This window comes from Aeromicrobium senzhongii, from assembly GCF_014334735.1.
GTDB classification, from domain to species: Bacteria; Actinomycetota; Actinomycetes; order Propionibacteriales; family Nocardioidaceae; genus Aeromicrobium; species Aeromicrobium senzhongii.
Genome location: NZ_CP060587.1, coordinates 371677 through 397548, shown reverse-complemented (window position 1 = coordinate 397548; position 25872 = coordinate 371677). Strand labels below are relative to the sequence as shown.

Here is a 25872-nt window from a genome sequence, read left to right as displayed (position 1 = left end):
GGATCCCTTGAAATTCCAGACTCGCGCCATCGCGGTCGTCCTGACCACCATCATCGTCGCCCTGTCCTGCCAGGCGCCCAGCCACGCTGCTGACAAGAATGACCTGTTCCTGCGCTACCGAGCCTTCATCAGCCCGAAGTACACGCCGGCCACCAACCTCGCCCAGAACGGACCATGTACCCCGAAGGGCAAGACGCCCTACCGCTTCTCCGGCGACAACCGGTCATGGTCGGCCACCAACCCGGGCGCCCGACTCGACATGGTCGTCCTGTTCGACTGGTCGAAGAAGACGGCGAAGGTCACCTACAAGTTCGTGGGGAAGACCAACCGATACAAGAAGGTCAAGGGGAAGTGGAAGTTCGAGTCACAGCGTCAGGCGACGGGAACGTTCTCCGCCAAGACCGTCCGCAAGGACTCGAAGGGCGCGCTCGTCGAGATCGCGCTCAAGGCGAAGAACCCGTTCTGCAACTCCACCATCAAGCCGATCGCGTCGAAGTTCGTCCTCCGCGTCGAGAAGAAGCGTGTGTCGATCTATGCGGGGAGCGTCCGTGCGGTGCCGAGCCACGAGATCTACGTCAAGCGGCAAGGCAAGAACTACAAGACACTCAAGCGGGTGCAGTCCAAATCGTTCTCGTGCTTGTTCACGGTGGCCCATTGCACCACAGCACCCTTGACCACGCAGTGGGTCTCGTACTGAGACCTCAGGACGCGGGCGGCTCGCACCAGCGACGCCGCCCGCATCTCTCCTACGCGTACGTGTGCTGGCTGAAGACGCCGAACTCCGACGCCATGAGGTTCACCACGTAGTAGCTGAAGATGAACGTGGCGAAGCCGACGAGCGCCAGGTACGCCGCGCGCTTGCCCTTCCATCCGGCAGTGACCCGCGCGTGCAGGTAGCCCGCATAGACGATCCAGGTGATGAGCGCCCAGACCTCCTTGGGGTCCCAGCCCCAGTAGCGTCCCCAGGCCAGGTGGGCCCAGATCGGACCGGTGATGAGGGCACCGAACGTCCACAGCGGGAAGCCGACGGCGTTGAAGCGGAAGGCGAACTGGTCGATGCGGGCCGCGGCCGGGAACCGGCTGAGCACGGGGCCCACGCTTCCGCGATCCTCCGCGCGCTGCTTGATCAGGTAGAGGACGCTGGCCGCGCCGCCGACCATGAACATCGCCGCGGCGACCATGATCGAGCCGACGTGGATGTACTTCCAGAACGTGTTCAGCGCGGGCACCAGCGGGCCGGCGGGCGTGTAGGTCGAGATCGACATCGCCAGGATGAACAGGCACACCGCCAGCACGACACCGCCGAGCCACTGGATCTTCGCGCGCCACACCAGGATCATGTAGACGCTCAGCGCGATCGCGGTGCCGGTGACGCCGAACTCGTACATGTTGCCGAAGGGAGCACGCTGCGTGGCCAGGCCACGGGTGACCGAGCTGCCGATCAGCAGCAGCGCGGCCAGGCCGGTGAGCGAGACCGCGACGCCCACGAACCGGTCGGGCGCCGGCGGAGCCTGCTCGCCGTCGTCGGTCGCGACGGCACCGGCGGACTCGGCACCGGCCGATCCGGCCGCGACGGCGGCGGGAGCGGCGATGCGGTGGGCGGCGATCCATTCGGCCACGTGGCAGAAGAACGCGATCCACAGCACCACGAAGCCCGAACCGGTGAGGTAGTTCGACAGCTGGGCCATCTGGTCGGTCGTCATGACAGTTCCTTCTCGGGTGTGTCACCCAGTTCGGCACGGAGCCGGGACACCAGGTCGTCGATGTCGGCGGGCAGGTCGTCACGCGGGACGCGGTCCAGCACAGCAACCTCCACCACGGTACGTGATCCGTCCCGCCGGGCGCGGATCCAGGTCCGCCGCGGTCGGACGAGCAGCGAGGCGCTCAGGCCCAGGATGCCCACGCCCACGCCGAACAGCGGCAGCCACACGACGGGCGTGTGGCCGATCTGGAACCGGGCGAACTGGCGCAGCTCGACGAACTCGATCGAGCCGCCGCCGGGGAGCTTCTGGCTCTCGCCGGGGCCCAGGTCGACGCGGAAGTTGCCGTCGCCGTCCTTGACCTGCGTCATCTTGGACGTGTCGAGCGAGTAGACCGACTGCGACGTGCCGTCGTCCAGGCCGAGATCGCCCGTCCACAGGTTCATGCCGATGCGCGGGTTGAGGGCACCGGGGAACACCGAGACGGACGGCTTCGCGGGATCGGTGGAGAACGCCGTCGGCAGGAAGAAGCCCTGGAACCCGAGCTGGTCGCCGTTGGCGTCCGGCACCTTCACGACACCCGTGGAGGTGTACGTCGCGTCGGAGGGCAGGAACGGCACGGGACCGTCGAAGGCCACCTTCCCCGAGGCGTCGGTGATGCGCAGGACGGGCGCATAGCCCTGCCCGACGAGGAAGACGTCCTCGCCTCCGATCGACAGCGGGTGGTTGACCTCGATCTCGAAGTCGCCACGATCCTCGCCGCCCTCGGAGTACGTGCCGGTGGCCCGGAAGAGCTTCGGGGCGCCGCGGTTGTTGCCCTCGACGTAGAAGCGCGTCAGCACGTCGTCGAGCTCGAGCGACCACGGCTCGAGGTCCGTGTCGGCGTCGAAGAGCGAGCCGGAGGAGAACTCGTCGTACTGCGAGAGCGTGTTGCTGAAGCCCTCGCCCTCGACGACCACGACGTTGCCGCGGTAGCCCCACAGCGAGCCGATGGCCACGCCGACGAGCGCGACGACGATGCAGATGTGGAAGACCAGGTTGCCGAGCTCGCGCAGATAGCCCTTCTCGGCCCGCAGCTCGCCGGCGTCGCCGTCCTCGACCACGTCGATCCGGGCCCGGCCGAGCACACGGCGGCCGGCGGCGAACACGTCGGACGTCGCGGCGGTGGTCTCGAACTGCGCCGAGGCCGGGAGCCGGGAGAAGTTCCGCGGCGCCCGGGGCGGCCGCGCCCGCAACGCCTTCGCGTAGACCTTCGTGCGCGGCAGGATGCAGCCGATCAGCGAGATCATCAGCAACAGGTAGATCGCGCTGAACCACACCGACGAGAAGACGCTGAAGGCACCCAGCTTCTCCAGGATCGGGGACAGCTTCGGGTGGTCGATGTAGTACCGCTGCACCGCCGAGGCGTCGACGCCGCGCTGCGGGATGAACGATCCCGGGACGGCCGCCACGGCCAGCAGCAGCAGGAGCAGCAGCGCCGTGCGCATCGACGTCAGCTGGCGCCACGCCCAGCGCAGGAACTCCAGGGGACGCAGTTCGGAGGCGCTCTCGGCACGCCGTTCGCGGGGGCTCACAGGGGGACCTCGAATCCACCGATCCAGTGCTGCAGGGAGATGACCAGGTCCTGCCACCACCCGGTGGCGAGCAGGAGGCCGGTGACGATCAGGAGCACGCCGCCGGCGACGGAGACCGCGCGCTGGTGGCGGCGGACCCAGCCGGTGACGCGCAGGAAGCGACTCAGGAACAGGGCCGCGAGCACGAAGGGCACGCCGAGGCCCAGGCAGTAGACGAGCGTCAGGAACGCTCCCCGCCCGGCGGTGGCCTCGTTGGCGGACAGGGCCAGCACGGCGGTCAGCGTGGGGCCGATGCACGGGGTCCAGCCGACCCCGAAGACGACGCCCAGCACGGGCGCCGCGAGCAGGCCGACCCGGCGGACGCCGTGCGCCCGCACGTCACGCTGCAGCAGCGGCACGAACCCCAGGAAGGCGATGCCCATCACCACGAGCAGCACGCCCGCGGCGATCGAGATCTCGCGCTGGTACGGCAACAGTTCCTGGCCGACGGCGCCGAACAGGGCCCCTCCGGCGACGAACACGGCACTGAAGCCCAGCACGAACAGCACGGCGCCCAGGACGATGCGGCGGCGGCGCACGGACTCCAGCTCGGTGACCGCGACGCCCGAGACGTAGGACAGGTAACCCGGCAGCAGTGGCACGACGCACGGGCTGAAGAACGAGACCAAACCGGCCAGCAGCGCGACCGGCACCGTGAGGACGAGGTTGCCCGAGACCGCCGTGTCCAGGAACCAGTCGCCGACGTCGGTTCCGATCACTGCGTGCTCTTCTTGGTCTGCTCGACCAGTCCCCGCAGCGTCGCGTCGGTGAGCTCGCCCATCACGCGGGCGGCGACCTTGCCGTTGGAGTCGATGACCCACGTCGTGGGGATCGCCATCGAGGGCAGGGTGTCGGCGAAGGCCGCCTGGTTGCGGCCGGCGGAGTCGTCGATGCTCGGGTACGTGATGTCGAACTTGGCGTTGAACGCCTTGGCCGAGGCCGGGTCGTCCTTCGTCAGCAGCCCGACGAACTGGACGTTCTGGTCGGCCAGCTCAGCGGAGGCCTTCTGCAGGGCCGGGGCCTCCTTGCGGCACGGTGCGCACCACGAACCCCAGAGGTTCACCACGAGCACCTTGCCGGCGAAGTCCTCGGTGCTGAGCGGCTGCCCCTCGAGGTCCGTGCCGCTCAGCACGGGCGCCGGCTTGCGCTTGCCCGGGTCGATGAAGGTGATCTCGCCGCTGCCGCTGATGAAGCCGTCGTCACCGGTGTCCTCGACACCGCCGACGCAGGCCGAGAGGACGAGCAGGAGCAACGCGACCGCGACGAGTCGCGAGGATCGCACGAGACTCATGCTCCTCCGACGAACTTGCCACGCAGGGCGTCGGGGATGAGGTGGCCGGCGGGCTCGCTGTAGACCAGGCCCGTGAACGCGTCGTCCTCGAAGGTCAGGGTCGTGAGGCTGGCCAGCGAGCACTGACGGTTGCGCGGGTCGTGCGCGAAGCGGCCCTTCTCGTAGGACTTGCGGGCGATCCACACCGGCAGCTGGTGCGAGACGATGAGCGCCTCGTGGCCGCGCGCGGCCTCCCGGGCGTCGTCGATCGCCAGCAGCATGCGGGCCGCGATGTGCGCGTACGCCTCACCCCAGGACGGACGGAACGGGTTCCACAGCCACGGCCAGAAGCGCGGGTTCAGGAAGGCCTTCGGACCCACGCCGACCGTGCGGCCCTCGAACTTGTTGCCGGCCTCGATCACCCGCTCGTCGGTGTGGATCGGCAGCTTGAGGATGTCGGCGACGGGGCGGGCGGTCTGCTGGGCCCGCTCGAGCGGGGAGGCGACCAGGTGCGTGATGTCGTTCAGCTTCAACGACTCCGCGACCGTGGCGGCCATCTCGTTGCCGAGATCGGAGAGGTTGTAGCCCGTCAGCCGTCCGTACAGGACCCCCGAGGGGTTGTGGACCTCGCCGTGGCGCATCAGGTGGACGATCGTGCGGGTGCTCATCTGGTGTTCCTTCGTGTCAGCGGACCGCTGCTGCGGCCGCGCGCGCGGCGGCGGGCAACGCCTCAGCCAGTCTAGACAGGGGTTCGGAGTCGACCTCGGGGTCGTGTGCGGCGGACAGGAACCACGCCTCGTAGGCGCTCGGCGGCAGGTAGACCCCCGCGTCGAGCATGGCGTGGAAGAACGCGGTGTACGCCGCCGTGTCCTGCGCCTGCGCGCCGGCGAAGTCGATCACGGGCGTCGAGACGCCCCAGAAGACGCTGAACATGGTGCCCGCGCTCTGCAGGACGTGCGGCACGCCGGCCTCGGCCAGCGCGTCGGTCACGAGCTTCTGGACCTGCCCCGACGTCGCGGCGAGCCGCTCGTACACCTCCGGGGTGGCCAGCCGCAGGGTCGTGAGGCCGGCGGTGGTCGCGACGGGGTTCCCCGAGAGCGTTCCGGCCTGGTAGACGGGGCCCACGGGGGCGAGCAGGTCCATGATCTCGGCGCGACCGCCGAACGCGGCCGCCGGGAAGCCGCCGCCCATGACCTTGCCGAAGGTCATCAGGTCCGGTTGCCAGCCCTCGGTCGCGCCGTCGATCTCCCAGAACCCGCTGCGAGCCGCGCGGAAGCCGGTCATGACCTCGTCGGTGATGAACAGGGCGCCGTGCTCGGCGCAGACGCGCGAGAGGTGGGCGTTGAAGCCCGGCTGGGGCGGGACGACGCCCATGTTGCCCGCAGCGGCCTCGGTGATGACGCACGCGATCTGGTCGCCGTACTGCTCGAACGCCGCGTCGACGGCGGCCGGGTCGTTGTACGGCAGCACGATCGTGTCGGCCGTGACGTGGGCCGGGACACCGGGCGTGCCCGGGATGCCGAGGGTGACGACGCCCGAGCCGGCCTCGGCCAACAGGGCGTCGACGTGACCGTGGTAGCAACCGCTGAACTTCACGACCCGGTCACGACCGGTGAACCCGCGGGCCAACCGGATGGCCGACATCGTGGCCTCGGTACCCGACGAGACCATGCGGACGCGCTCGACCGGCGTGCGGCCGACGATCTCCTCGGCCAGCAGGACCTCGGGCTCCGCAGGGGTGCCGAAGCTGGTGCCGCGCGCGACGGCGGCCGTGACGGCCTCGACGACCTCGGGATGGGCGTGCCCGAGCAGCATCGGGCCCCACGAGCCGACGAGGTCGACGAACCGGTTGCCGTCGGCGTCCGTCAGCCAGGCGCCCGACCCGGAGGCCATGAAGCGCGGGGTGCCGCCGACGGCGCGGAACGCGCGGACCGGGGAGTTCACCCCACCGGGCGAGACCTGCTTCGCCCGGGCGAACAGTGCCTCGGATGCCGTGGTGCTCATGTGTGCTCCTTGCGTGGATGCGCTCAGCGGGTCAGGCGGCGGGCGACCTCGGCCGCCCAGTAGGTCAGGACGATGTCGGCGCCCGCCCGGCGGATGGACAGCAGCGACTCGTCGATGGCGCGATCGCGGTCGATCCAGCCCTGGGCCGCGGCGGCCTCGATCATCGCGTACTCGCCGGACACCTGGTAGGCGGCGACGGGCAGGTCCACGGCGGCGCGCACGTCCGCGAGCACGTCGAGGTACGACATCGCCGGCTTCACCATGACGATGTCGGCGCCCTGCTCGACGTCGAGCAGCGTCTCGCGCAGCGCCTCGCGGCGGTTGGCGGGATCCTGCTGGTAGGTCCGCCGGTCGCCCTGCAGCGACGAGTCGACGGCCTCGCGGAAGGGCCCGTAGAAGGCCGAGGCGTACTTGGCGGCGTAGGCCAGCACGACGGTGTCGAGGTGACCGACCTCGTCCAGGGCGGCGCGGATCACCGCGACCTGGCCGTCCATCATCCCGCTGGGCGCGACGACGTGCGCACCGGCCTGGGCCTGCGCGACCGCCATCTGACCGTAGATCTCGAGCGTCGCGTCGTTGTCGACGCGGCCCTGGTCGTCCAGCACGCCGCAGTGGCCGTGGTCGGTGAACTCGTCGAGGCACAGGTCGCTCATCACGAGCAGGTCGTCGCCGACCTCGGCCCGGGCGTCGGCGATCGCGACGTTGAGGATGCCTGCCGGGTCGCAGGCGCCGGAGCCCTGCGCGTCCTTGCGCTCGGGGACACCGAACAGCATGACGCCGCCGAGACCGAGCTCGACGGCCTCGGCGTAGGCCTTCCGCGCGGACTCGCGCGAGTGCTGGACGACGCCCGGCATGCTCGTGATCGGCCGGGGCTCGGACGCGCCCTCGGCCACGAACATCGGCAGGATCAGCTGCGCAGGCGCCAGACGCGTCTCGCGGACGAGCCGGCGCATGGCCGCGGACGACCGCAGCCGGCGAGGACGTTCGATCATGCTGCCTCCTTCGGGGCCGGGGTCTGCCCGGTCACGCGGGGAATCCACGTGACCGGGCAGACCGACCCGACAGACGGGCCTCAGGCCTTGCGGCGCGAGGACGGCTTCTTCTGCGACGGGCGCAGGACGGCTTCGCCGGCCTCGAGGAACTGCACGCGACGCTGCTCGCCGAACTGGGCGAGGGCGTCGGCCAGCTCCTCGGCGGACGGGTGCTCGGCCAGGACGTCGACCCGCAGGCCGTGCTCCTCGGCCGTCTTGGCCGTGGCCGGGCCGATGCAGGCGATGATCGTCGTCGCGTGCGGCTTGCCGGCGATGCCGACCAGGTTGCGCACGGTCGAGCTCGACGTGAAGAGCACGGCGTCGAACTTGCCCGACTTGATCGCCTCGCGGGTCGGCGCCGGCGGCGGCGAGGCCCGGACGGTGCGGTAGGCGGTGACGTCGTCGACCTCCCAGCCCAGCTCGACCAGGCCGGCGGCGAGGGTCTCGGTGGCGATGTCGGCGCGCGGCAGGAAGACCCGGTTGATCGGGTCGAGCAGCTCGTCGAACGGCGGCCAGTCCTCGAGCAGTCCGCGGCCGGACTGCTCGCCCGACGGCACGAGGTCGGGGCGGATGCCCCAGGTCTCGATGGCCTGGGCGGTCTTCTCACCGACGGCGGCGATCTTCAGGCCGCTGAAGGCACGGGCGTCGAGGCCGTACTCCTCGAACTTCTCGCGGACGGCCTTGACGGCGTTGACGCTGGTGAAGGCGACCCACTCGTAGCGACCCTCGACGAGGCCGCGGACGGCCTTGTCCATCTGCTGGGGGTTGCGCGGCGGCTCGACCGAGATGGTCGGGACCTCCTCGGACACGGCGCCGTACATGCGCAGCCGCGCCGCGAGACCCTGCGACTGCTCCTTGGTGCGGGGCACCAGCACGCGCCAGCCGTAGAGCGGCTTGGTCTCGAACCACGACAGCGCCTCGCGCTGCGCGACGATCTCGCCGACGACGATGATCGCGGGCGGCGCCATCTGCGAGGCAGCGGCGTCGGCGGCGATGTTCGCCAGCGTGGAGACGACCGTCTCCTGACGCGTCGTCGTGCCCATGCGGGTCATCGCGACGGGCGTCTCGGCCGAGCGGCCGGCCGCGACCAGGCCGGTGGCGACCTCGCCGATGCGGTTCACGGCCGAGAGCAGGACGAGCGTCTCGTGACGCGCGGCCTCGCTCCAGTCGACGTTCGCGTCGCCGACGCTGACGACCTTGAACTCACGGTGCTGCTTGTCGGTCAGCGGCACCCCGGCGTAGGCGGGGACCGCCGAGACCGAGGAGACACCCGGGACGACCTCGAAGGAGATGCCCGCCTTGGCGCAGGCCATCGCCTCCTCGGGTCCGGTCGCGTAGGTGAACGGGTCGCCGACCATGAGGCGCACGACGTGCGCACCGGTCTTGGCGTGCTTGACGACGAGCTTGCCTCGGGCGGTGTGGTTGAGGAGCTCGCCGGCGGCGTTCGTGCCGCCGTCGACGATCTCGGCGTCGTTCGTGACGAGCGCCTGCTGTTCAGGGGCTTCGATGATCACGACATCGGCTTCGGCCAGCAGCTCGGCGGCTCGGACGGTCAAGAGGCTGGCGTCGCCGGGACCGGCCCCGACGAAGCTGACCCGACCGACCGAGGGTCGGGTGGTCGTCGCGGGGGTCGAGGGGGACGTGGGCATCGCGGAGGTGGTTGACACGCTCTTCCTTGCTTTCATCAGTGGCGGAGTCTCGTGCGAGTGGGAGGTCATGCGGTGGTCGCTGATCCCATGAGTTGATCGGCGCCGTCGGCCAACATCTCCTGGGCCAGGCGACGCCCGAGGGCGGCCGCCTCTGCAGGAGAACCGACGGCGGATCGTCGGATGACAGGTGCGCCGGAGGGATCTCCGACGACGGCGCGTAGCCAGAGTTCGTCTCCGTCGTCCCCCCAGACGACGTCGGCGAGGGCTCCGACCGGCGCGGTGCACCCAGCCTCGAGGGTGGCGAGGAGGGTGCGCTCAGCCGTGACGGCGGCCCGGGTGTCCGGGTCGTCGAGCACGGCGAGCAGTGCAGTGGTCGCGTCATCATCGACACGGCACTCACAAGCGAGGGCTCCCTGGCCGGGAGCGGGCAGCATCTGGATCGGGTCGAGGATCTCGGTCGCCTCGTCGGCGCGGCCCAGCCGCAGCAGACCGGCGCGAGCCAGCACGATCGCGTCGAGGTCGCCGCTGGTGACCTTGCCGATCCGGGTGTCGACGTTGCCGCGCAGCGGCGCGGTCTCGATCCCGAGTCCCAGAGCGTTGAGCTGGCTGATCCGGCGCGGGCTGCCGGTGCCCACGCGGGCACCGCGAGGCAGCTCGCCGAGCGTGAGCCCGTCGCGCGCGATCAGCACGTCGCGCGGGTCCTCGCGCTGCGGCACCGCCGCCAGCGTGAGGCCGTCGGCCGGCGCGGTGGGCAGGTCCTTGAGCGAGTGCACGGCCAGGTCGACGCGGCCCTCGAGCAGCGCCTCCCGGACGGCCGCGACGAAGACGCCGGTGCCGCCGATCTGCTCCAGCGGAGCGCTCGAGCGGTCGCCGAGGGTCGAGATCTCGACGAGCTCGACCTCGACGCCGTGCGCCTCGCGCAAACGGTCGGCGATCCAGCCCGACTGCGTGGTGGCCAGCAGGCTGCCACGGGTTCCCAGACGGATCATGTGGCGTCACCTCCTGGATCGGTGACCGCGTTGACCGCGGCCGGGTCCAGCCGGAACAGGTGCGCCAGGGCGTCGGCGTAGGTGAGGTTCTCGGGGCCCTCGACGAGTTCCTTGACGCGCACGGTGGGCTGGTGGATGAGCTTCTCGGCGACCCGGCGCATGGCGCGGCGGACCTCGTCGAACTGGGCCTCGTCGAGGCCGCCGAGCCGCGACTGCAGTCGGGCGGTCTCGGCGCTGACGACCTCGGTGGCCATGGTGCGCAGCGCGACCACGGTCGGGGTGACCTTGGCCTGCTGGCGACCGGCGAGGAAGGCGTCGACCTCGGACTGGACGATGCGGCGGACCTGCTCGACGTCCTCGGCGACCGAGTCGGCGGCGGCGCGCTCGGCCAGCACCTCGATGTCGACGACCGAGACGTTCGGGAGGTCCCGCACGTCGGGAGCGACGTCGCGCGGCAGGGCCAGGTCGATGACGGCGATGTCGCGGCCGTCCGGGGTGGCCCGGGCGATCCGCTCACGGTCGAAGACGAATCCGGTGGCGCCCGTGCACGTGAGGAGCACGTCGGCACCGGACAGCTCGACGTCGAGCGACTCCCAGCGCACGGCGCTGACGCCGTGGCTGGCGACGAGCTCGACGGCACGCTGGAAGGTGCGGTTCGCGACCCAGATCCGGGACGGCTCGACACCCTTCTCGATCAGGGTGCGGACCGCCAGGCGGCTCATGGTGCCCGCGCCGGCGACGAGGAACCGTGCCTGCGGGGCCGAGACCGCGTCGGAAGCCGCGGCCAGGGCGGCGGTGACGATCGACGGCGCGAGCCGGTCGATGCCGGTCTCGGCGTGGCCGCGCTTGCCGATGCGCAGGGCCTGCTGGAACAGCGCGTTGAGGCCGGCGCCCATCGTGGACTCGGCCTGGGCGCGGTGCAGCGCCTCACGGACCTGGCCGAGGATCTGGGTCTCGCCCAGGATCATCGAGTCCAGGCCGGCAGCCACGCGGAACAGGTGCGCGACGGCGGCCTGGTCGTAGTGGACGTAGATGTGCGGCAGCAGCGCGTCGCGGTGCAGGCCGGACTGGTCGGCCAGCAGCTGCGCGACGTCCTCGACCGAGCCGTGGAAGCGCTCGGCCTCGACGTAGACCTCGACCCGGTTGCAGGTGGAGATGACGGCGGCCTCGGTGATGGCCGGGATCTCGAGGGCCTGGTGCGACAGCTTGACCGTCGCATCGGTGTCGAGGGAGACCTGCTCGAGCAGGTCGACCGGCGCCGACTTGTGGGACAGCCCGACGACGAGAACGCTCATGCCGCCACCCCCGTGGGGAAGGAACGGTAGGAGGGCGACGGCATGCGGTGCCGTCGGTTCACTCGCTGACGCTCGCTCATGAGAGAACCGCCTCCTCGGCCGGGTCCGCCTGACGGCGGTGGTGTGCGTGGTAGCCCAGGATCTGCAGCTCGGCCGCGACGTCGACCTGGCGCAGGTCGACGTGGGGCGGCACCTGCAGGGCGGTGGGCGCGAAGTTCAGGATGCTCGTGATGCCGGCGGCGACGAGCGCATCGGCCACGCTCTGGGCGGCGGCCGGCGGCGTGGAGATGATCGCCAGCGAGACCTCGCCGTACTCGATGACGTCGGTCAGCGCGTCGATCGAGCGGACCTCGTGGCCACCGACGACCGTGCCGACGAGGGCCGGGTCGGCGTCGACGACCGCGGCGACCTTGACGCCACGGGCACCGAAGCCCTGATAGGCGGCCAGGGCCGAGCCGAGGTGACCGGCACCGACGATGACGACGGGCCAGGGCTGGGTCTGCCCGACGACGGTGGCGATGTGACCGGCCAGGAAGCGGACGTCGTAGCCGACGCCGCGGGTGCCGTAGGAGCCCAGGTGCGACAGATCCTTGCGGACGATCGCGGAGTTGACGCCGGCTGCGGTGGCGAGGTGCTCGGACGAGCACACGTCCGTCCCGGAGGCGGCGAGCTCGTCGAGGGCACGCAGATACAGCGGGAGCCGGGCGACGGTGGCGTCGGGGATCCCAGCGGGGCTGCGAAGAATGGTCACGGTGCTCCTGCGCCGCGGAATGACGGGAATTTTGGGCCGTGACGCGCCGTCAGTCTAGGAGTTTGGGAACCCTTTCACAAAATCGAGAGCAGCGGCAGCCCTCGTTCACGCGTCGCCACTGACGAGCGGTCCGACCCGCTCCGTGATGCGGTTCCACAGGAACGGAGCGAGCGATCGGGTGAACGTCGCAGTGAAATGATGACCGTCGCGATAGACGTTCACGCCGCCGATCATCGAGGGGCAGACGTCGCGCAGGCAGTAGAAGTCCGTCATGTCGATCCGCTCGGCCCCCGGGGTCATCCGGGCCGCGTCGCCGAAGGCGTCCCCGTAGGGGAACGCGTCCTCGCGGCGGACCGCACAGGTGGTCTCGTCCCACGCGTCGACGCGGTCCAGGCACTTCGCCGGAGGGGACTCGTGGTCCGGGTTGTCGACCACGGCGGCGACCGGGATCCCCAGCGATGTCGCCTCTTTCCACGCCTTCGAGAGGCCGCGGGCGCGCTGCTGCGGTGAGCCGGCGAGGTTGCGGGAGTAGCCGGTCGTGACGATGAGGTCGATGTCGTCGCGGTGCTCGCGGATCCAGTCCGCGACGTTCTCGCGCCAGGCGGGGCACGTCTGCAGGACCTCCGGCACGGCGGTGCGGCCGGGCAGGTCGGTCGACCAGGCGCAGCCGCCCTTGAGCTGCGTCGTGAGGGTGAGCTCGCCGATCTCCGCCAGGCGCAGGAACGCCGGCAGCAGGGCGCGGGCGTGGGAGTCCCCGAGCAGGACGACGTGCGGGACGCCCGTGGCGTCACCGAACTCACACGACTTGAGCTCGGTCTCGTCGTTCACGACCCAGCACTCGCGGTGCCCGCCGAAGTCGCGACCGACGTCGGGACCGGCCGGGACCCGCAGGGTGGCCAGCTCGGGGTTGTCGCACTCCCCCGCCGCCGGCATGGAGGCCGCGCCGAAGCAGTCGGGCATGTCGGCGTTGACCCGCCGGGTCAGCTCCTGGGCGCGCTGCTCCTCGGCGTCCCCGGCCTGCCAGCCGTACGTCGCCACCGCGACCACGACGGCGGCCGCCGCGAGGGACGCCAGGCCCGTCACGGCCGGGCGGCGCAGTCCCCAGCGGGTGCCGAAGCGGATGGGGTTCTCGACGAACCGGACCGTCAGCCAGGCGAGGACGAAGGTGCCGACGAGGATGCCGACCCGGGGACCGAACCCCAGCTCGCGGTCGAGGATCTCGGGCAGCAGGATCAGCGGCGGCCAGTGCCACAGGTACATCGAGTACGACAGGTCGCCGGTGGCCTGCACCGGGCGCCAGGCCATCAGCGGAGTCGGCGAGAGCCGGCCGCTCGGGGCGCCCGCCGCGATGACCAGGAGCGTCGCCAGCACCGGCGCGATGGCCGCGGTCCCGGGGAACGGCGTCGACTCGTCGTACGCCAGGGCGCACACCGCGATGACGCCGAATCCGAGCCACGAGGCCCCGATCGCGGCGCGGCGCGGCAACCGGATCCGGTCGGCGGCCACGAGCAGCGCCAGCACGGCGCCCGCCCCGAACTGCCAGGCCCGGGCGGGCGTGGCGAAGTACGCCAGCTGCGGGTGCTGGGACGTCAGCCACAGCGAGTACACGAAGCTGGCCAGCGTCACCGTCGCGAGCACGGCCAGCAGGACGGGACGCCGGGCGCGGCCCGTGCGGCGCGCGACGACGAGCGCCGCCACGACGAGCAGGGGCCAGACGAGGTAGAACTGCTCCTCGACCGAGAGCGTCCAGTAGTGCTGGACGGTCGAGGGGATCCCGTCGGCCGCCAGGTAGTCGACCGAGTCGGCGGCCAGGACCCAGTTCTGGACGTAGAGCGCCGAGCCGATGATCTCGCGGAAGTTCTGCGTCCACTGCGCCGCCGGCAGCCACAGCAGCACGCCGATCGCCGAGACCAGCAGGACCAGGTACGCCGCGGGAAGCAGGCGGCGGGCCCGACGGGCCCAGAAGCGCGCCAGGTCGACGCGGTCCTCGCGGTCGACCTCGCGCAGGAGGTGGCCGGTGATGAGGAACCCCGAGATGACGAAGAAGACGTCGACGCCGATGTAGCCGCCGCTGAGGCGGCCCGGCCACAGGTGGAAGCCGACGACCGCCAGGACGGCGATCGCCCGCAGGGCCTGGATCTCGGGGCGCATCGTCAGCGGTCGCGGCGCAGCAGGCCGCGCAGGCCGGAGCGCGAGGACTGCGCGGCCTTCAACTGCTCCTCGAGCGCCTGGATCCTGGCCTCGGCCCGAGCAAGGCCCTGGTGGGCGGCGCGCGCCGTGTTCCAGGCCCGCAGGTCGAGGATCTCGGGCTCGCTCGAGCGCGGTCGGATCACCAGGCCGGGGCGGACCTCGACCTGGGCCACGGCGCGGTCGAACGGGGCCTCGCCGGCCGGCAGGTCCAGCACGTGGCGCAGCCCGTGACGCTGCAGGAAGCCGGCGAAGCGCGCCACCCGCTCGGGGTGGTTCGCGATCAACGGCTTGTAGTCGGAGGCCCCGAAGAGTCGCTCCGGGGTGTCCTCGAGCGTCTGGCGCGACACGTGCGTGTGCGGGATCTCGAAGTACTCGCACAGCTCGCGCGTGCGGCTGTCGTGCACGATCACGTGGGCGGGGGTCCCGGCCAGCAGCGACGCGATGTTGCCGTGGATCCGGTGGCCGACGGTGAAGTCGCGGTCCGCCATCGAGTCGATCCAGGTGGGGGCGTGGCAGTGGAAGACCGCCCGGTTGTCCCGGATCGCGCGGTGCCGCACCGACGAGGGGTACTCCGGCGAGCCCCCCTTCACGGCGGGCCCGCCGAGCATCGCGTCGAGGTCCCTGCGGTCCTGGGCGACGTACTCCGCCCGGGGGTGGCGGCGGAAGACGGCGTCGACCCAGCCGTCGGGGATCGGGACGTGCGGCGTGAGGTTCAGGCTGACCTTCGTCCGCTTGTCGAACACCGGGGCGGCCTCGCGGATGCTCAGGTCCGACCCGCGCAGGAACATCGACGGGCAGCCGATCACGTCGACCTCCGAGAAGCCGAGCGAGTTCAGGTAGCCCGCCGTGCGCTCGCCGCGGACGCCGAGGGCCGGGCCGCGAGCCAGGATCGCCCGCATGAAGCGCCGTGCCGCGTCGTCGACCTCGTCCGTCGTCTCGACCGTCCCGTCGAGGTGGAACTGGCCCCCGACGCCCAGGATCGTCACCGGGACGGTGAGTCGCTCGATGGCCTCGGTCAGGGCGGTCAGCTGGGGCAGGTAGTCCGGCCGGAACGCGTTCGCCAGCGGGATGACGACGTGGCGGCCCTCGTCGTTGAAGCGGTCGACGCTGCGCCTCAGGGTGTTCAGATTGTTCGTCTCGACGTCGACCCCGTCGACGGTCAGCGTCCGCTGCGCCGACGCCGCGAAGATCAGATTGCCGGAGTTCCGGCCGAATCCCGGACGGAAATCGTCCATCGACGGCGGGTTCAGCGGGTCGACGTAACGGCGGACGTAGATGCGATCAGACACGGAGCAAGTTTCGCGGACGCGGTCAACGGCCGCAGCGGCAGCCTCGAATCAGCCCGACACTTCAGGCCAGAGCCGCCCGCAACCGGCGCGGGTCGACGCGCCAGAAGTCGTGCTGACGGCCGTCGACGAAGGTGACGGGCACCTGGTCGGTGAACCGCTGCTGCAGGTCGGGGTCGGTGTCGATGTCGACGCGGGCCCAGGTGTCCCCCGTCTCGGCGACGAGCTGGGCCACGACCTGCTCGGCTGCCTCGCACAGGTGACAGCCCTCGCGGGAGTAGACGACGACCCGTGCGTCGTCGGCGTGCGGAACGGTCACGTCAGCTCCTTGCGCGCCAGGGCGCGGAGGCGGCCCTTGGCCACCTTGCCGGTCGGCGAGTGCGGCAGCGCCGCCACGACCAGGATCCGCGTCGGGACCTTGAACCGCGCGAGTCGCTGCGCGGCCAGTTCACGCACGGCGGTCTCGACCGGCACGGCGTCGCTCTCGGGATCCTCGGGAACGACGAAGGCGACGACGGCCTCACCGGTGCGGTCGTCGGGCACGCCGATCACCGCGACGGACGCGACGCCCGGCGCCTCGGCGACGGCCTCCTCGATCTCGGAGGGGTAGACGTTGAAGCCCGAGACGACGATCGTCTCGCGCAGGCGGTCGACCAGGACGAGGTTGCCCGCGTCGTCGAGCAGGCCGATGTCGCCGGTCCCCCACCAGCCGTCGGCGTCCGGGCCGTCCTCGCCGTCGGGCCAGTAGCCCGAGAACAGGTTGTCGCCGCGGACGAAGACCTGGGCGGGGTCGCCCGGGGCCGCGGGCTGGCCGAGGAAGTCGCGCAGCGCGATCTCGATCCCCGGCAGCGGCCGGCCGACGGAGCCCGCCGGCGGCACGACGCCGGGCTCGCGACCGTCGCCGATGGTGGTCGTCACGACGGGCGCCGTCTCGGTGAGGCCGTAGCCCTGCTCGACGGGCCGGCCGGACAGGGCGTGGAACGCCTCGGCGAGGTCGGGGTCCAGGGCCGAGGCGCCCGACACGATCAGGCGGACTCCGGCGAGTGCCTCGCGCAGGCCCTCCAGACCGACCCAGGCCGAGATGACCGGAGGGGCGACCGGCAGGTTCGTGATGCCGTGCTCGGCGATCTCGGAGAGCAGGCCGGACGGGTCGAACTCCTCCACCAGCACGACGGTGGCCCCCACCCGGACCGACAGCGACAGGACGCAGTTCAGCCCGTAGACGTGGAACATCGGCAGCAGGCCCAGGACGACGTCGTCGGACGTGATGACCGGCGGCGAGTCGATCCGCAGCAGCTGGTCGATGTCGGCGGTGAGCGCGCGGTGCGTCAACATCACGCCGCGCGGCAGGCCGGTCGCGCCGGAGGTGAACAGCACGACGGCCAGCGACTCGGGGTCCGCCGGCGCCACCGGGGTGCTGTCGACGGCGTGCTCGAGCAAGGCGCCGAAGCGCAGCTCGCCGCCCTCGGGCGCGGCACGGTGCACGACGATGAGCGACTCGCCCGTGTCCGCCTGGCGGACCTGGGTGATCGACTGCGCGTCACCCACGACGATCTTGGGCGCGCAGGCCTCGACCATGCGCGAGATCTCGCGCGGGGTGGCCCGCGGATTGATCGGCACGGCGACCATGCCCCCGCGCAGGACTCCGTAGTAGGCGACGGCGAAGTCGATGCCGTTCGCCATCACCAACGCGACGCGCTGGCCGGCGAGGACGCCGCGGCTGAGCAGGGTCTGGGCGACCCGATCGGCCCACTGGTCGAACTCGGCCCACGTGACGCGGCGGCCGGAGCGCGGTTCGATCAGGGCGATGCCCCCGGGGTCACGACGCGCGGTCTCGCGCAGATCGTCACTGAGGTTGACGGCCATGGCGCCGAGTCAACCACATCGTGCGGCTCGCGTTCGTGGATACAGTGACGCCATGTCCCCGCGCCATGGAGCAGATCCGCCCCGGAATCTGCAGGCGCGCTCGATCCTGGCAGGGCAGGCCGCGGCGGCCGCCGCCGAGGTCGAGCAGGCGCTGGCGCAGCCGGCCGACCCGACCGCAGGGGCGTTCTTCGACGTCGACAACACGATCATGCAGGGCGCGTCGATCTTCCTGCTGGCCCGCGGCCTGCACGAGCGGAAGTTCTTCTCGACCCGCGACATCGCCTCGGCGGCCTGGAAGCAGGCCTACTTCAAGTACGTCGGCGTCGAGGATCCCGAGCACATCGACCAGGCGCGCAACGCGGCGCTGCAGTTCATCGCCGGTCACGAGGTCCGCGAGCTCGAGGAGATCGGCGAGGAGGTCTTCGACCGGTACATGGCGCAGAAGATCTGGCCGGGCACCCGCGCCATGACGCAGTGGCACCTCGACCGCGGCGAGCGGGTGTGGCTCATGACCGCCGCCCCCGTCGAGATCGCCCAGGTGATCGCCCGACGGCTGGGTCTGACCGGCGGGCTCGGCACCGTCGCCGAGCACGTCGACGGCGTCTACACCGGGCGCCTCGTGGGCGAGATGCTGCACGGCGAGAGCAAGGCCATCGCCGTGCGCGCGCTGGCCGAGTCCGAGGGCCTCGACCTCTCGCGCTGCCACGCCTACTCGGACTCCGCCAACGACATCCCGATGCTCTCCCTGGTCGGGCACCCCTGCGCGGTCAATCCCGATGGCACCCTGCGGGCGCACGCGAAGGAGAACGGCTGGCTGATCCGTGACTACCGCACGGGTCGCAAGGTCGCCTCGGCCGGCGCGAAGGCCGCGGCGGCGGGCGCCGTGGGCTCGGCCGCCTGGTTCCTCGGCCGACAGGTGCGACGCCTCAGGTAGCTCGATCCCCCGCGACCGGCGGGCGCCTGCGGCTCGCGGGCGTGTTCAGCCGGTCGTAGTCCTGCTCGGTCAGGGGCGGCAGCGGCTGCTCGACGTCCGGGGACAGGGCCTGCAACAGCATCGCGAGGTAGCGACGGCGCACCGAGGGGCTCGACACCGGCGAGTTCAGCCCCAGCACGACCATCCGCAGCAGCCAGTAGATGTCGAGCGGCTCGAGGTCACGGCGCAGGACTCCCTTCGTCTGGCCTCGCCGCAGCAGCTCGACGAACGGCTCAGCGAGGTCGGTCAGGGCCTCGTCGGTGACCTGGCTGACGCCCACCTCCCCCAGCACCGGGGTGTAGCGACTGATCACGTCGACGAACCGTGCGACGACGTCCAGCAGGTCGGCGTCCTCGTTCTCGGTGTCCTCGACCAGCGGCAGCAGCTCCTCGGCGAAGATGCGGCCGAAGGCCGCGCTCTCGAGCGCCGCCCGATTCGGGAAGTGGCGATAGACGGTGGCGACCCCCACGCCTGCCTCGGCGGCGATCTGGTCCATCGACGGGGTGGCGTCCTCGGCCCACAAGCGCTGGACCGCATCGAGGATCCGCTCGGCGTTGGCCCGCGAGTCGCGCCGTGACATACGTCTCCTCACCCTGACTGGTCCGGTTTCATGGCCCATTCTACGATGTGAGAGTCACCTATCACTTCGTGAGGAAGACCTGTGTCCACTCTCCTGTACCGCTGGGGCAAGACCGCCTTCGCGCACCCGTTCCGCTTCCTGGGCGCCTGGCTCGTCCTGCTCGCCGTCATCATCGGCTCGATCGCGCTGAACGCGCCGAAGCTCAGCACCGAGGTGACGATCAACGGCGTCCCGGCCCAGAACGTGCTCGAGCAGCTCGAGGACGAGATGCCGGCCGCCGCCGGTGGCGCCGGACAGATCGTCTACCGCGCCCCTGACGGAGCCTCCTTCTTCGACCCGCAGCTGGCCGGCGCCCTGGCGCAGTCCATGGACGGGATCTACGACGACGAGTACGTCGTGAACCCCGCCGATCTCGCGGGGTCCGCGCAGGACCAGGCTGCGGCGCAGGAGCAGATGGGCGCGCAGGTGAAGGCCGCCGAGCAGGCGCTGGCCGCGGTCCGCGCCGGCCGCACACTGGACCAGCCCGTGCCCCTCGTGGTGCAGGACCAGCTGGTCCCCGGCGTGACGATCTCGCCGAAGGGCGACGTCGCGATGGCGCAGTTCCAGTTCACGAAGCAGACGATGGACCTGCCCACCGGCGCCATCGAGGAGACCCTCGACGCCGCGAAGGCACCGCTGGAGGGCACCGACATCGAGGTGCTTCCGGGCGCCTCGTTGCAGGAGATCCCCGAGGTCGTCGGCCTGGGCGAGGTCGTCGGCATCGTCGTCGCGGCCATCGTGCTGTTCCTCGTGCTCGGCTCCGTCGTGGCCGCGGGCCTGCCGCTGGTGACCGCCCTGCTGGGCGTCGGCGTGGGCGTGGGTGGCGCGTACGCGCTGGGCCACTTCTACGAGCTCGGCTCCATGAGCGTCGTGCTGGGCCTGATGCTGGGCCTGGCCGTGGGCATCGACTACGCCCTGTTCATCGTCAACCGCCAGCGCCGCCTGATCATGCGCGAGCGCCTCAGCGCCCACGAGGCCACCGGCCGTGCCGTGGGCACCGCGGGCAGCGCCGTGTTCTTCGCGGGCACGACCGTCGTCATCGCGCTGGCCGCCCTCACCGTCATCGGCATCAGCCTGCTGACGATCATGGCGATCATCGCCGCCGCCACCGTGGCCGTCTCCGTGGCCGTCGCCCTCACCGCCCTGCCGGCGCTGCTCGGCCTCGTGGGCGAGCGCATCGTCTCGGACAAGGCCCGGTCGAAGTTCACCAAGCGCGAGTCGGCCGGCGTCGACCACGCCACCGCCCGTCGCTGGGTCACCTTCCTGTCGAAGCACCGCTTCCTCGCGGCCGGGGCCGTCGTGGCGGTCACGCTCGCCATGGCGATCCCCGCTCTGGACATGCGCCTGGGCCTGCCGGCGGGCGACAACTACAACTCCGGCACGGACCAGCGCGAGAGCTACGCCGCCGTCGAGGAGTCGTTCGGCGAGGGCCTCAACGGCCCGCTGCTGGTCGTGCTGTCGTCCCGCTCCGACGAGCCGGTCGACCAGCGTGCCGCCGGCGCGATCGTGGGCGAGCTGGGCGAGACCGAGGGCGTCGCCTCCGCGACCCCGTCCGGCATGAGCGAGGACGGCCGCACCGTCCTGGTCTCGCTGATCCCCGAGAACGGCCCGACGGACCCGTCGACCGAGACCCTCGTGCACGAGCTGCGCGACCTCGAGGACGGCATCGCCTCGAAGTACGACGTGGACCTGGGCATCACCGGCCAGACCGCGATGGGCATCGACATCGCCCAGAAGATGAGCGACGTCATGCCGATCTACCTGGCCATCGTCGTGGTGCTCTCCCTCATCGTGCTGACGATCGTCTTCCGCTCGATCATCGTGCCGCTCAAGGCGACCGCCGGCTTCCTGCTGACGATCCTCGCCACGCTGGGCGCCACCACCGCCGTGTTCCAGTGGGGTTGGTTCAACAGCCTCTTCGGGCTGGACTCGACGGGCCCCGTCATGGCGTTGCTGCCGATCCTCGTGACCGGCATCGCGTACGGCCTCGCGATGGACTACCAGGTGTTCCTGGTGTCGTCGATGCGCGAGTCGTGGGTGCACGGGCACAGCGGCCGCGAGTCGGTGATCGACGGTTTCACGCACTCGAGCCGCGTCGTCGTCGCGGCGGCGGTCATCATGACCGCCGTGTTCGCCGGCTTCATCTTCAACGGCGACCCGATGATCAAGCAGATCGGCTTCGCCCTGGCGATCGCGATCGCGATCGATGCGTTCCTCGTGCGCATGACGCTCGTGCCGGCACTGATGGCCATGTTCGGTGACCGCGCCTGGCGCCTGCCGGCGTGGCTCGACCGGGCGCTGCCCGACCTCGACATCGAGGGCGACCAGCTGCTCAAGCGCCTCGGCGCGAAGGAGTGATCCCGCGGGCGCCGATTGCGACAAACGTCTCACTCTTCTCGCCGAGGGGGCGGTTCTCCGCTTAGGGTTGTCCCATGCCTGAACCAACTCTGTCTCCGGAAGTTGCGCGGCTGTCAGCCGAGTTCGCAGCCTTCGTGGCGGCATCTCGGACCCGTGAACAGGAACTCCAGGCGGCGCTCGACCAGCGGTACGCCGAGACGGCGGAGCTCTCGCGGCTGCTGGTCGCGTCGAAGCGGCGCGAGGCGGTCGCGAAAAAGCGCATCGCGACCCTGAAGGCCCGCCTCGCGGAGCACGAGGCGCAGTCGAACCTCACGGCTCGGCTGCGACGACGCCTGAACCGAGGCACGGGATCGGCTCGATGAGGTTGGAGGCCATCCGCCGCTCGCAGTACTTCGACGCCGAGTGGTACCTGGCGACCTACCCCGATGTCGCCGACCTGGAGATGGACCCGGCGGAGCACTACCTCAGGGTCGGCGGGCGGATGCTGCGCGACCCGGGCCCGGAGTTCAGCACGAGCGCGTACCTGGCACTCAACCGGGACGTCGCCAAGGCCCGGATGAACGCCCTGGTGCACTACGAGCTGTACGGCAGGTCCGGCGGACGGCACCTCGCGCCGCCGCAGGGCGTCCAGGACATCCGGGACACGACGCCCGCGGTCCCGCTGTACGGCGGGGACGCGCCGACGCATCGACCCGCGCGCGTCGTCTCCTTCTACCTCCCCCAGTTCCACCCGATCGCCGAGAACGACCGGTGGTGGGGCGAGGGCTTCACCGAGTGGACGAACGTCCGCCCGGCCAGGCCGTACCTGCCGGGGCAGCACCAGCCCCACGTGCCCGGCGAGCTGGGCTACTACGACCTGCGTGACCCCGAGGTCCAGCGACGGCAGGTGGAGCTCGCGAAGCTCTACGGCGTCGAGGCCTTCTGCTTCTACTTCTACTGGTTCGCCGGCCACCGCCTCCTCGAGACCCCGCTGCGCAACTATCTCGACGACCCCACCCTGGACCTGCCCTTCATGGTGTGTTGGGCGAACGAGAACTGGTCGCGTCGCTGGGACGGTCGCGACCACGACATCCTCATCGCCCAGGAGCACTCGCCCGAGGACGACCTGGCCTTCATCGAGCACGTGGCCGACTACCTGCGCGACCCTCGGTACGAGCGCATCGACGGGCGACCGGTGCTGCTGGTCTACCGGCCGAACCTGCTCCCCGACCCGAAGGCCACGTCGCAGCGGTGGCGCACCTGGTGCCGCGAGAACGGCATCGGCGAGATCTACCTGGCCTACACCCAGTCCTTCGAGTCCACCGATCCGGGCGAGTACGGGTTCGACGCCGCCATCGAGTTCCCGCCGAACAACAGCGGCATCCGCGAGACGACCCACTCCACGCCGCACTTCCCCTCGTTCGAGGGGCACGTCTTCCGCTGGGACGACCTCGTCGACCGGAGCTTCGCCTACTCCGGCACGCCGTACCGGCGCTTCCGTGGCGTCTGCCCCTCGTGGGACAACACCGCCCGCCGGGGCAAGACCGCCACCGTCATCGCCGGCAGCTCGCCGGAGAGGTTCGCCCGCTGGGTGACCCATGCGGTGCGCGACACCCGGCGCAGGAGCGCATCGGACCAGGACCGGTTCGTGTTCGTCAACGCGTGGAACGAATGGGCCGAGGGGGCCCATCTCGAGCCGGACGAACGCTACGGGTACGCCTGGCTCGAGGCGCTCAGGGTCGGGCTGGACTGCGGCGCCGCCCCCACGCAGGTCACGGAGGACAGCGTCGTCGAGGTGGTGCGTGACTTCACCGTGACGCAGCTGCTGGAGCGGGTCCCCGAGTGGGAGGCGCGCGGTGTCGACGTCGTCGTTCGCCTGGACGCCGACGAGCCGGAGGAATTCGATCCCGGCGCCGTCCGCCTGCGCTTCCTGGCCGATCGGGACCTGGGCATCGCTCTCATCGGTGACGACATCGCCACCCACGACCACCTGGAGTCCCACGTCCGCGGGGTCGCAGCGCGGTTGGGCCTCGACGCCTCCGAAGCGGCGACCTTCGGGTCGCGGGCGCCGCGGTCGTTCGCGGCCCGCCTCAGCGCCCTGCGCCCGCTGGCATCGCTCGCGTTCGACGAGACCCACACCGACCCCGGCTCGGCGCAGTTCATCCCCGCCCTCGACGACGTGCTCGAGGCCGCCGTGCCCCTGAGCGCCATCGCGACGGGTTGCCGGGTCTCCGGCCTCGTCGACGCCGAGGCCGACGGGCGGCCGTCCATCGTGATCGTCTCCCACGACGCCCACCCGCACGGCGCTCAGCGTCTCGCGCTGAACCTGGCGCGCGGGTACCGATCGCTGGGGTTCGCGATCGAGGTCATCCTCCTCGGACCGGGCGTGCTGACGGAGCGCTTCGCCGAGACGGGCGCCGTGCACCGGATCGACCTCCAGCAGGACGCGCCCGAGCGGATCGTCGGGCTGCTGCGGACGCTGCGCGAACGCGGCGCATCCGTCGCTCTGGCGAACACCACGGTCTCGGGCGCGCTCGCGCCCTGGTTGCGCGGGGCCGGCTTCACGGTCGTGTCCCTCGTGCACGAGATGTCGGGCGTCCTGCAGCAGATGGGGCTCGACCAGGCGGCCGGCGACCTGACGGACAACTCCGACGTCGTCGTCTTCCCCTCGGCCGTCGTGCAGCGCCACTTCGAGGACTTCACCGGCCGGCCCGTGCCCACGGCGGTGACCCGTCCGCAGGGCCTCTACCTGACGCGTTCACCCGGCGACCCGGCGAACGCGGGGCCCCTCGACACAGTGCACCGTCGCCACGGTTTGCCCGTCGATGCCCGCATCGTGCTCGGGGTGGGCTACGGCGACGAGCGCAAGGGGTTCGACCTCTTCGCCGAGGCCTGTGCCGAGATCCTCCGGGCCGATCCGCGCGCCGCGGCGGTCTGGGTCGGCCACTTGGCCCACGACGACCTGGTGGGCCAGGTGCACGCGCGGATCGCCGCCGACGACCTGCAGGACCGGTTCGTCTTCACCGGGTTGGTGGAGGACCCCGAGCTCTACTACGCCGCTGCCGACGTCTTCTTGTTGACGTCGCGCGAGGACCCCTTCCCCTCCGTCGTCCTCGAGGCGATGGACGCGCAGCTGCCGGTGATCGCCTTCCGCGACGCCACCGGCGCGCAGGAGCTGGTCGAACGCGGCGTGGGCGTGCTCGTGGACCAGTTCGACGCCGCCGCCATGGCCCGTGCGGTGCTCGACCTGACGACCGACACCGCGGCGGCCGCCGCCATGGGCGCCCTCGGCCGGCAGATCGTGCAGGACGAGTTCCGGTTCTCGGACTACCTCTTCGACCTCACCACCCTCGCGGGGATGGACCTGCCCCGAGTCTCGGTCGTGGTCCCGAACTACAACTACGGGCACCTGCTCTACGCCCGCCTCGAGAGCATCGCGGCGCAGACGCTGCCGGTCTACGAGGTGATCGTCCTCGACGACGCCTCCACCGACGACAGCCTCGCCGTCCTCGAGGAGTTCGCCCGGACCTCGTCGATGCCGGTGCGCCTGGTCGTGAACGAGACCAATTCCGGATCGGTCTTCCGGCAGTGGCGAGCCGGCGTCGAGCTCGCCGCCGGTGACTTCGTCTGGGTGGCGGAGGCCGACGACCTGTCCCACCCGGACTTCCTCCAACGCGTCACGGAGGCCTTCGCCGATCCGGACGTCGTCATGAGCTACTGCCAGTCCAAGATCCTCGACGTGCACGGCAACGTGGTCGCGTCGGACTACCTCGACTACGTCGCCGACCTCGGTGCCGCACGCTGGTCCGAGCCGTACTGCCACGACGGAACGGACGAGATCCGGTCGGCGCTGTACCTCAAGAACACCGTGCCGAACGTCAGCACCGCGGTCTTCCGGCGCGAGGCGTGGCTCGAGACGCTGTGCAAGCACGGGGACGAGATCGTCGGTCACCGGAACGCGGGCGACTGGGTCGCCTATCTGCGGCTCCTGGAGCGGGGGCGGATCGCGTTCGTCCCCGAGTCCCTCAACCTCCACCGGCGGCACGACCAGGGCGTGACGATGAGCAGCTTCAACCTCGACCACCTCCGTCAGATCGTCTCGGTGCAGCGCGACACGATCCGGCGGTACGGACTGGGCGAGCAGGAACAGGCCATGGCCGCGACGTACGCACAGTCCCTCTACCTGCAGTTCGGGCTCGCGACCGAGGAACACCCCACGGTGCAGACGCATCCCGATCTGTGCGACCTGTGACCCCGCTGCCGGCCCACGAGGCTCCGGTTCGGCGATCCCCTAGGGTC

At 71.0% G+C, this 25872-nt stretch carries 21 protein-coding genes; 5 read left to right on the top strand and 16 right to left on the bottom strand.

Features of this window, described 5'->3' with window-relative positions; translation table 11 throughout:
* Positions 1-7 precede the first annotated feature (7 nt).
* Positions 8-697: a hypothetical protein gene (locus H9L21_RS01985; RefSeq protein WP_154595894.1), complete on the top strand. Its 690-nt coding sequence runs from the start codon at positions 8-10 to the stop codon at positions 695-697.
* A 49-nt stretch (positions 698-746) separates the two neighbouring features.
* Here H9L21_RS01985 and ccsB read toward each other — a convergent pair whose 3' ends face one another.
* The 15 genes from ccsB to H9L21_RS01910 all read right to left on the bottom strand — a co-directional run bounded on the left by ccsB (position 747) and on the right by H9L21_RS01910 (position 17644).
* Positions 747-1703, bottom strand: coding sequence for a c-type cytochrome biogenesis protein CcsB (gene ccsB, locus H9L21_RS01980; protein ID WP_230081297.1), 957 nt, complete (start codon positions 1701-1703; stop codon positions 747-749).
* A complete protein-coding gene (resB, locus tag H9L21_RS01975) occupies positions 1700-3274 on the bottom strand; it encodes a cytochrome c biogenesis protein ResB (protein ID WP_154595895.1) in 1575 nt (524 codons plus the stop codon). Before resB ends, ccsB begins: the two co-directional genes overlap by 4 nt.
* Positions 3271-4032: a cytochrome c biogenesis CcdA family protein gene (locus H9L21_RS01970; RefSeq protein WP_187411706.1), complete on the bottom strand. Its 762-nt coding sequence runs from the start codon at positions 4030-4032 to the stop codon at positions 3271-3273. The genes resB and H9L21_RS01970 overlap by 4 nt, the downstream gene beginning before the upstream one ends.
* Complete coding sequence (locus tag H9L21_RS01965) at positions 4029-4604, bottom strand: TlpA family protein disulfide reductase (protein ID WP_154595896.1); 576 nt, start codon at positions 4602-4604, stop codon at positions 4029-4031. Before H9L21_RS01965 ends, H9L21_RS01970 begins: the two co-directional genes overlap by 4 nt.
* Positions 4601-5251: a histidine phosphatase family protein gene (locus H9L21_RS01960; protein WP_154595897.1), complete on the bottom strand. Its 651-nt coding sequence runs from the start codon at positions 5249-5251 to the stop codon at positions 4601-4603. The genes H9L21_RS01965 and H9L21_RS01960 overlap by 4 nt, the downstream gene beginning before the upstream one ends.
* Positions 5252-5267: 16 nt before the next feature.
* On the bottom strand, positions 5268-6587 hold the full coding sequence (gene hemL / locus H9L21_RS01955; RefSeq protein WP_154595898.1) for a glutamate-1-semialdehyde 2,1-aminomutase: 1320 nt from the start codon (positions 6585-6587) through the stop codon (positions 5268-5270).
* A gap of 23 nt (positions 6588-6610) precedes the next feature.
* Positions 6611-7579: a porphobilinogen synthase gene (gene hemB / locus H9L21_RS01950; protein ID WP_154595899.1), complete on the bottom strand. Its 969-nt coding sequence runs from the start codon at positions 7577-7579 to the stop codon at positions 6611-6613.
* 80 nt (positions 7580-7659) lie between these two features.
* On the bottom strand, positions 7660-9267 hold the full coding sequence (locus H9L21_RS01945) for a bifunctional uroporphyrinogen-III C-methyltransferase/uroporphyrinogen-III synthase (protein WP_154596357.1): 1608 nt from the start codon (positions 9265-9267) through the stop codon (positions 7660-7662).
* 65 nt (positions 9268-9332) lie between these two features.
* Positions 9333-10256, bottom strand: coding sequence for a hydroxymethylbilane synthase (gene hemC / locus H9L21_RS01940; RefSeq protein ID WP_154595900.1), 924 nt, complete (start codon positions 10254-10256; stop codon positions 9333-9335).
* Positions 10253-11551, bottom strand: coding sequence for a glutamyl-tRNA reductase (locus tag H9L21_RS01935; RefSeq protein ID WP_154595901.1), 1299 nt, complete (start codon positions 11549-11551; stop codon positions 10253-10255). The genes hemC and H9L21_RS01935 overlap by 4 nt, the downstream gene beginning before the upstream one ends.
* 76 nt (positions 11552-11627) lie before the next feature.
* Positions 11628-12302 carry a redox-sensing transcriptional repressor Rex gene (locus tag H9L21_RS01930; protein WP_187411705.1) on the bottom strand — a complete coding sequence of 225 codons (675 nt, stop codon included), beginning with the start codon at positions 12300-12302 and terminating at the stop codon, positions 11628-11630.
* A gap of 105 nt (positions 12303-12407) precedes the next feature.
* Positions 12408-14453, bottom strand: a complete 2046-nt coding sequence (locus H9L21_RS01925; protein WP_154595902.1) for an acyltransferase family protein — start codon at positions 14451-14453, stop codon at positions 12408-12410.
* Between the two features lie 2 nt (positions 14454-14455).
* A complete protein-coding gene (locus tag H9L21_RS01920; RefSeq protein ID WP_154595903.1) occupies positions 14456-15781 on the bottom strand; it encodes a polysaccharide pyruvyl transferase family protein in 1326 nt (441 codons plus the stop codon).
* 61 nt (positions 15782-15842) lie between these two features.
* Positions 15843-16097: a glutaredoxin family protein gene (locus H9L21_RS01915; RefSeq protein ID WP_187411704.1), complete on the bottom strand. Its 255-nt coding sequence runs from the start codon at positions 16095-16097 to the stop codon at positions 15843-15845.
* A complete protein-coding gene (locus H9L21_RS01910) occupies positions 16094-17644 on the bottom strand; it encodes a class I adenylate-forming enzyme family protein (protein ID WP_154595904.1) in 1551 nt (516 codons plus the stop codon). The genes H9L21_RS01915 and H9L21_RS01910 overlap by 4 nt, the downstream gene beginning before the upstream one ends.
* Positions 17645-17696: 52 nt before the next feature.
* Here H9L21_RS01910 and H9L21_RS01905 point away from each other — a divergent pair, with 52 nt between their 5' ends.
* Positions 17697-18578, top strand: coding sequence for an HAD family hydrolase (locus H9L21_RS01905; protein WP_154595905.1), 882 nt, complete (start codon positions 17697-17699; stop codon positions 18576-18578).
* On the opposite strand, the gene H9L21_RS01900 is transcribed toward H9L21_RS01905, so the two are convergent.
* On the bottom strand, positions 18571-19197 hold the full coding sequence (locus H9L21_RS01900) for a TetR/AcrR family transcriptional regulator (protein WP_187411703.1): 627 nt from the start codon (positions 19195-19197) through the stop codon (positions 18571-18573). The genes H9L21_RS01905 and H9L21_RS01900 overlap by 8 nt on opposite strands.
* Before the next feature lie 81 nt (positions 19198-19278).
* On the opposite strand from H9L21_RS01900, the gene H9L21_RS01895 reads away from it, so the two are divergent.
* The 3 genes from H9L21_RS01895 to H9L21_RS01885 all read left to right on the top strand — a co-directional run bounded on the left by H9L21_RS01895 (position 19279) and on the right by H9L21_RS01885 (position 25825).
* On the top strand, positions 19279-21594 hold the full coding sequence (locus H9L21_RS01895; protein WP_187411702.1) for an MMPL family transporter: 2316 nt from the start codon (positions 19279-19281) through the stop codon (positions 21592-21594).
* A 74-nt stretch (positions 21595-21668) separates the two neighbouring features.
* The gene (locus tag H9L21_RS01890) at positions 21669-21956 is read left to right on the top strand and encodes a hypothetical protein (RefSeq protein ID WP_154595907.1); all 288 of its coding nucleotides are present in this window, start codon (positions 21669-21671) and stop codon (positions 21954-21956) included.
* Positions 21953-25825 carry a glycoside hydrolase family 99-like domain-containing protein gene (locus tag H9L21_RS01885; RefSeq protein WP_154595908.1) on the top strand — a complete coding sequence of 1291 codons (3873 nt, stop codon included), beginning with the start codon at positions 21953-21955 and terminating at the stop codon, positions 25823-25825. The genes H9L21_RS01890 and H9L21_RS01885 overlap by 4 nt, the downstream gene beginning before the upstream one ends.
* Positions 25826-25872: the final 47 nt, after the last annotated feature.

Bases quoted from the DNA above. Each gene is read 5' to 3' on its own strand.
- ccsB (WP_230081297.1), bottom strand. From the start codon at position 1,703: ATGACGACCGACCAGATGGCCCAGCTGTCGAACTACCTCACCGGTTCG.
- H9L21_RS01945 (WP_154596357.1), bottom strand. From the start codon at position 9,267: ATGCCCACGTCCCCCTCGACCCCCGCGACGACCACCCGACCCTCGGTC.
- hemC (WP_154595900.1), bottom strand. From the start codon at position 10,256: ATGATCCGTCTGGGAACCCGTGGCAGCCTGCTGGCCACCACGCAGTCG.
- H9L21_RS01960 (WP_154595897.1), bottom strand. From the start codon at position 5,251: ATGAGCACCCGCACGATCGTCCACCTGATGCGCCACGGCGAGGTCCAC.
- H9L21_RS01905 (WP_154595905.1), top strand. From the start codon at position 17,697: ATGTCCCCGCGCCATGGAGCAGATCCGCCCCGGAATCTGCAGGCGCGC.
- hemB (WP_154595899.1), bottom strand. From the start codon at position 7,579: ATGATCGAACGTCCTCGCCGGCTGCGGTCGTCCGCGGCCATGCGCCGG.
- H9L21_RS01965 (WP_154595896.1), bottom strand. From the start codon at position 4,604: ATGAGTCTCGTGCGATCCTCGCGACTCGTCGCGGTCGCGTTGCTCCTG.
- H9L21_RS01910 (WP_154595904.1), bottom strand. From the start codon at position 17,644: ATGGCCGTCAACCTCAGTGACGATCTGCGCGAGACCGCGCGTCGTGAC.
- H9L21_RS01885 (WP_154595908.1), top strand. From the start codon at position 21,953: ATGAGGTTGGAGGCCATCCGCCGCTCGCAGTACTTCGACGCCGAGTGG.
- hemL (WP_154595898.1), bottom strand. From the start codon at position 6,587: ATGAGCACCACGGCATCCGAGGCACTGTTCGCCCGGGCGAAGCAGGTC.
- H9L21_RS01925 (WP_154595902.1), bottom strand. From the start codon at position 14,453: ATGCGCCCCGAGATCCAGGCCCTGCGGGCGATCGCCGTCCTGGCGGTC.
- H9L21_RS01900 (WP_187411703.1), bottom strand. From the start codon at position 19,197: ATGTCACGGCGCGACTCGCGGGCCAACGCCGAGCGGATCCTCGATGCG.
- H9L21_RS01890 (WP_154595907.1), top strand. From the start codon at position 21,669: ATGCCTGAACCAACTCTGTCTCCGGAAGTTGCGCGGCTGTCAGCCGAG.
- H9L21_RS01935 (WP_154595901.1), bottom strand. From the start codon at position 11,551: ATGAGCGTTCTCGTCGTCGGGCTGTCCCACAAGTCGGCGCCGGTCGAC.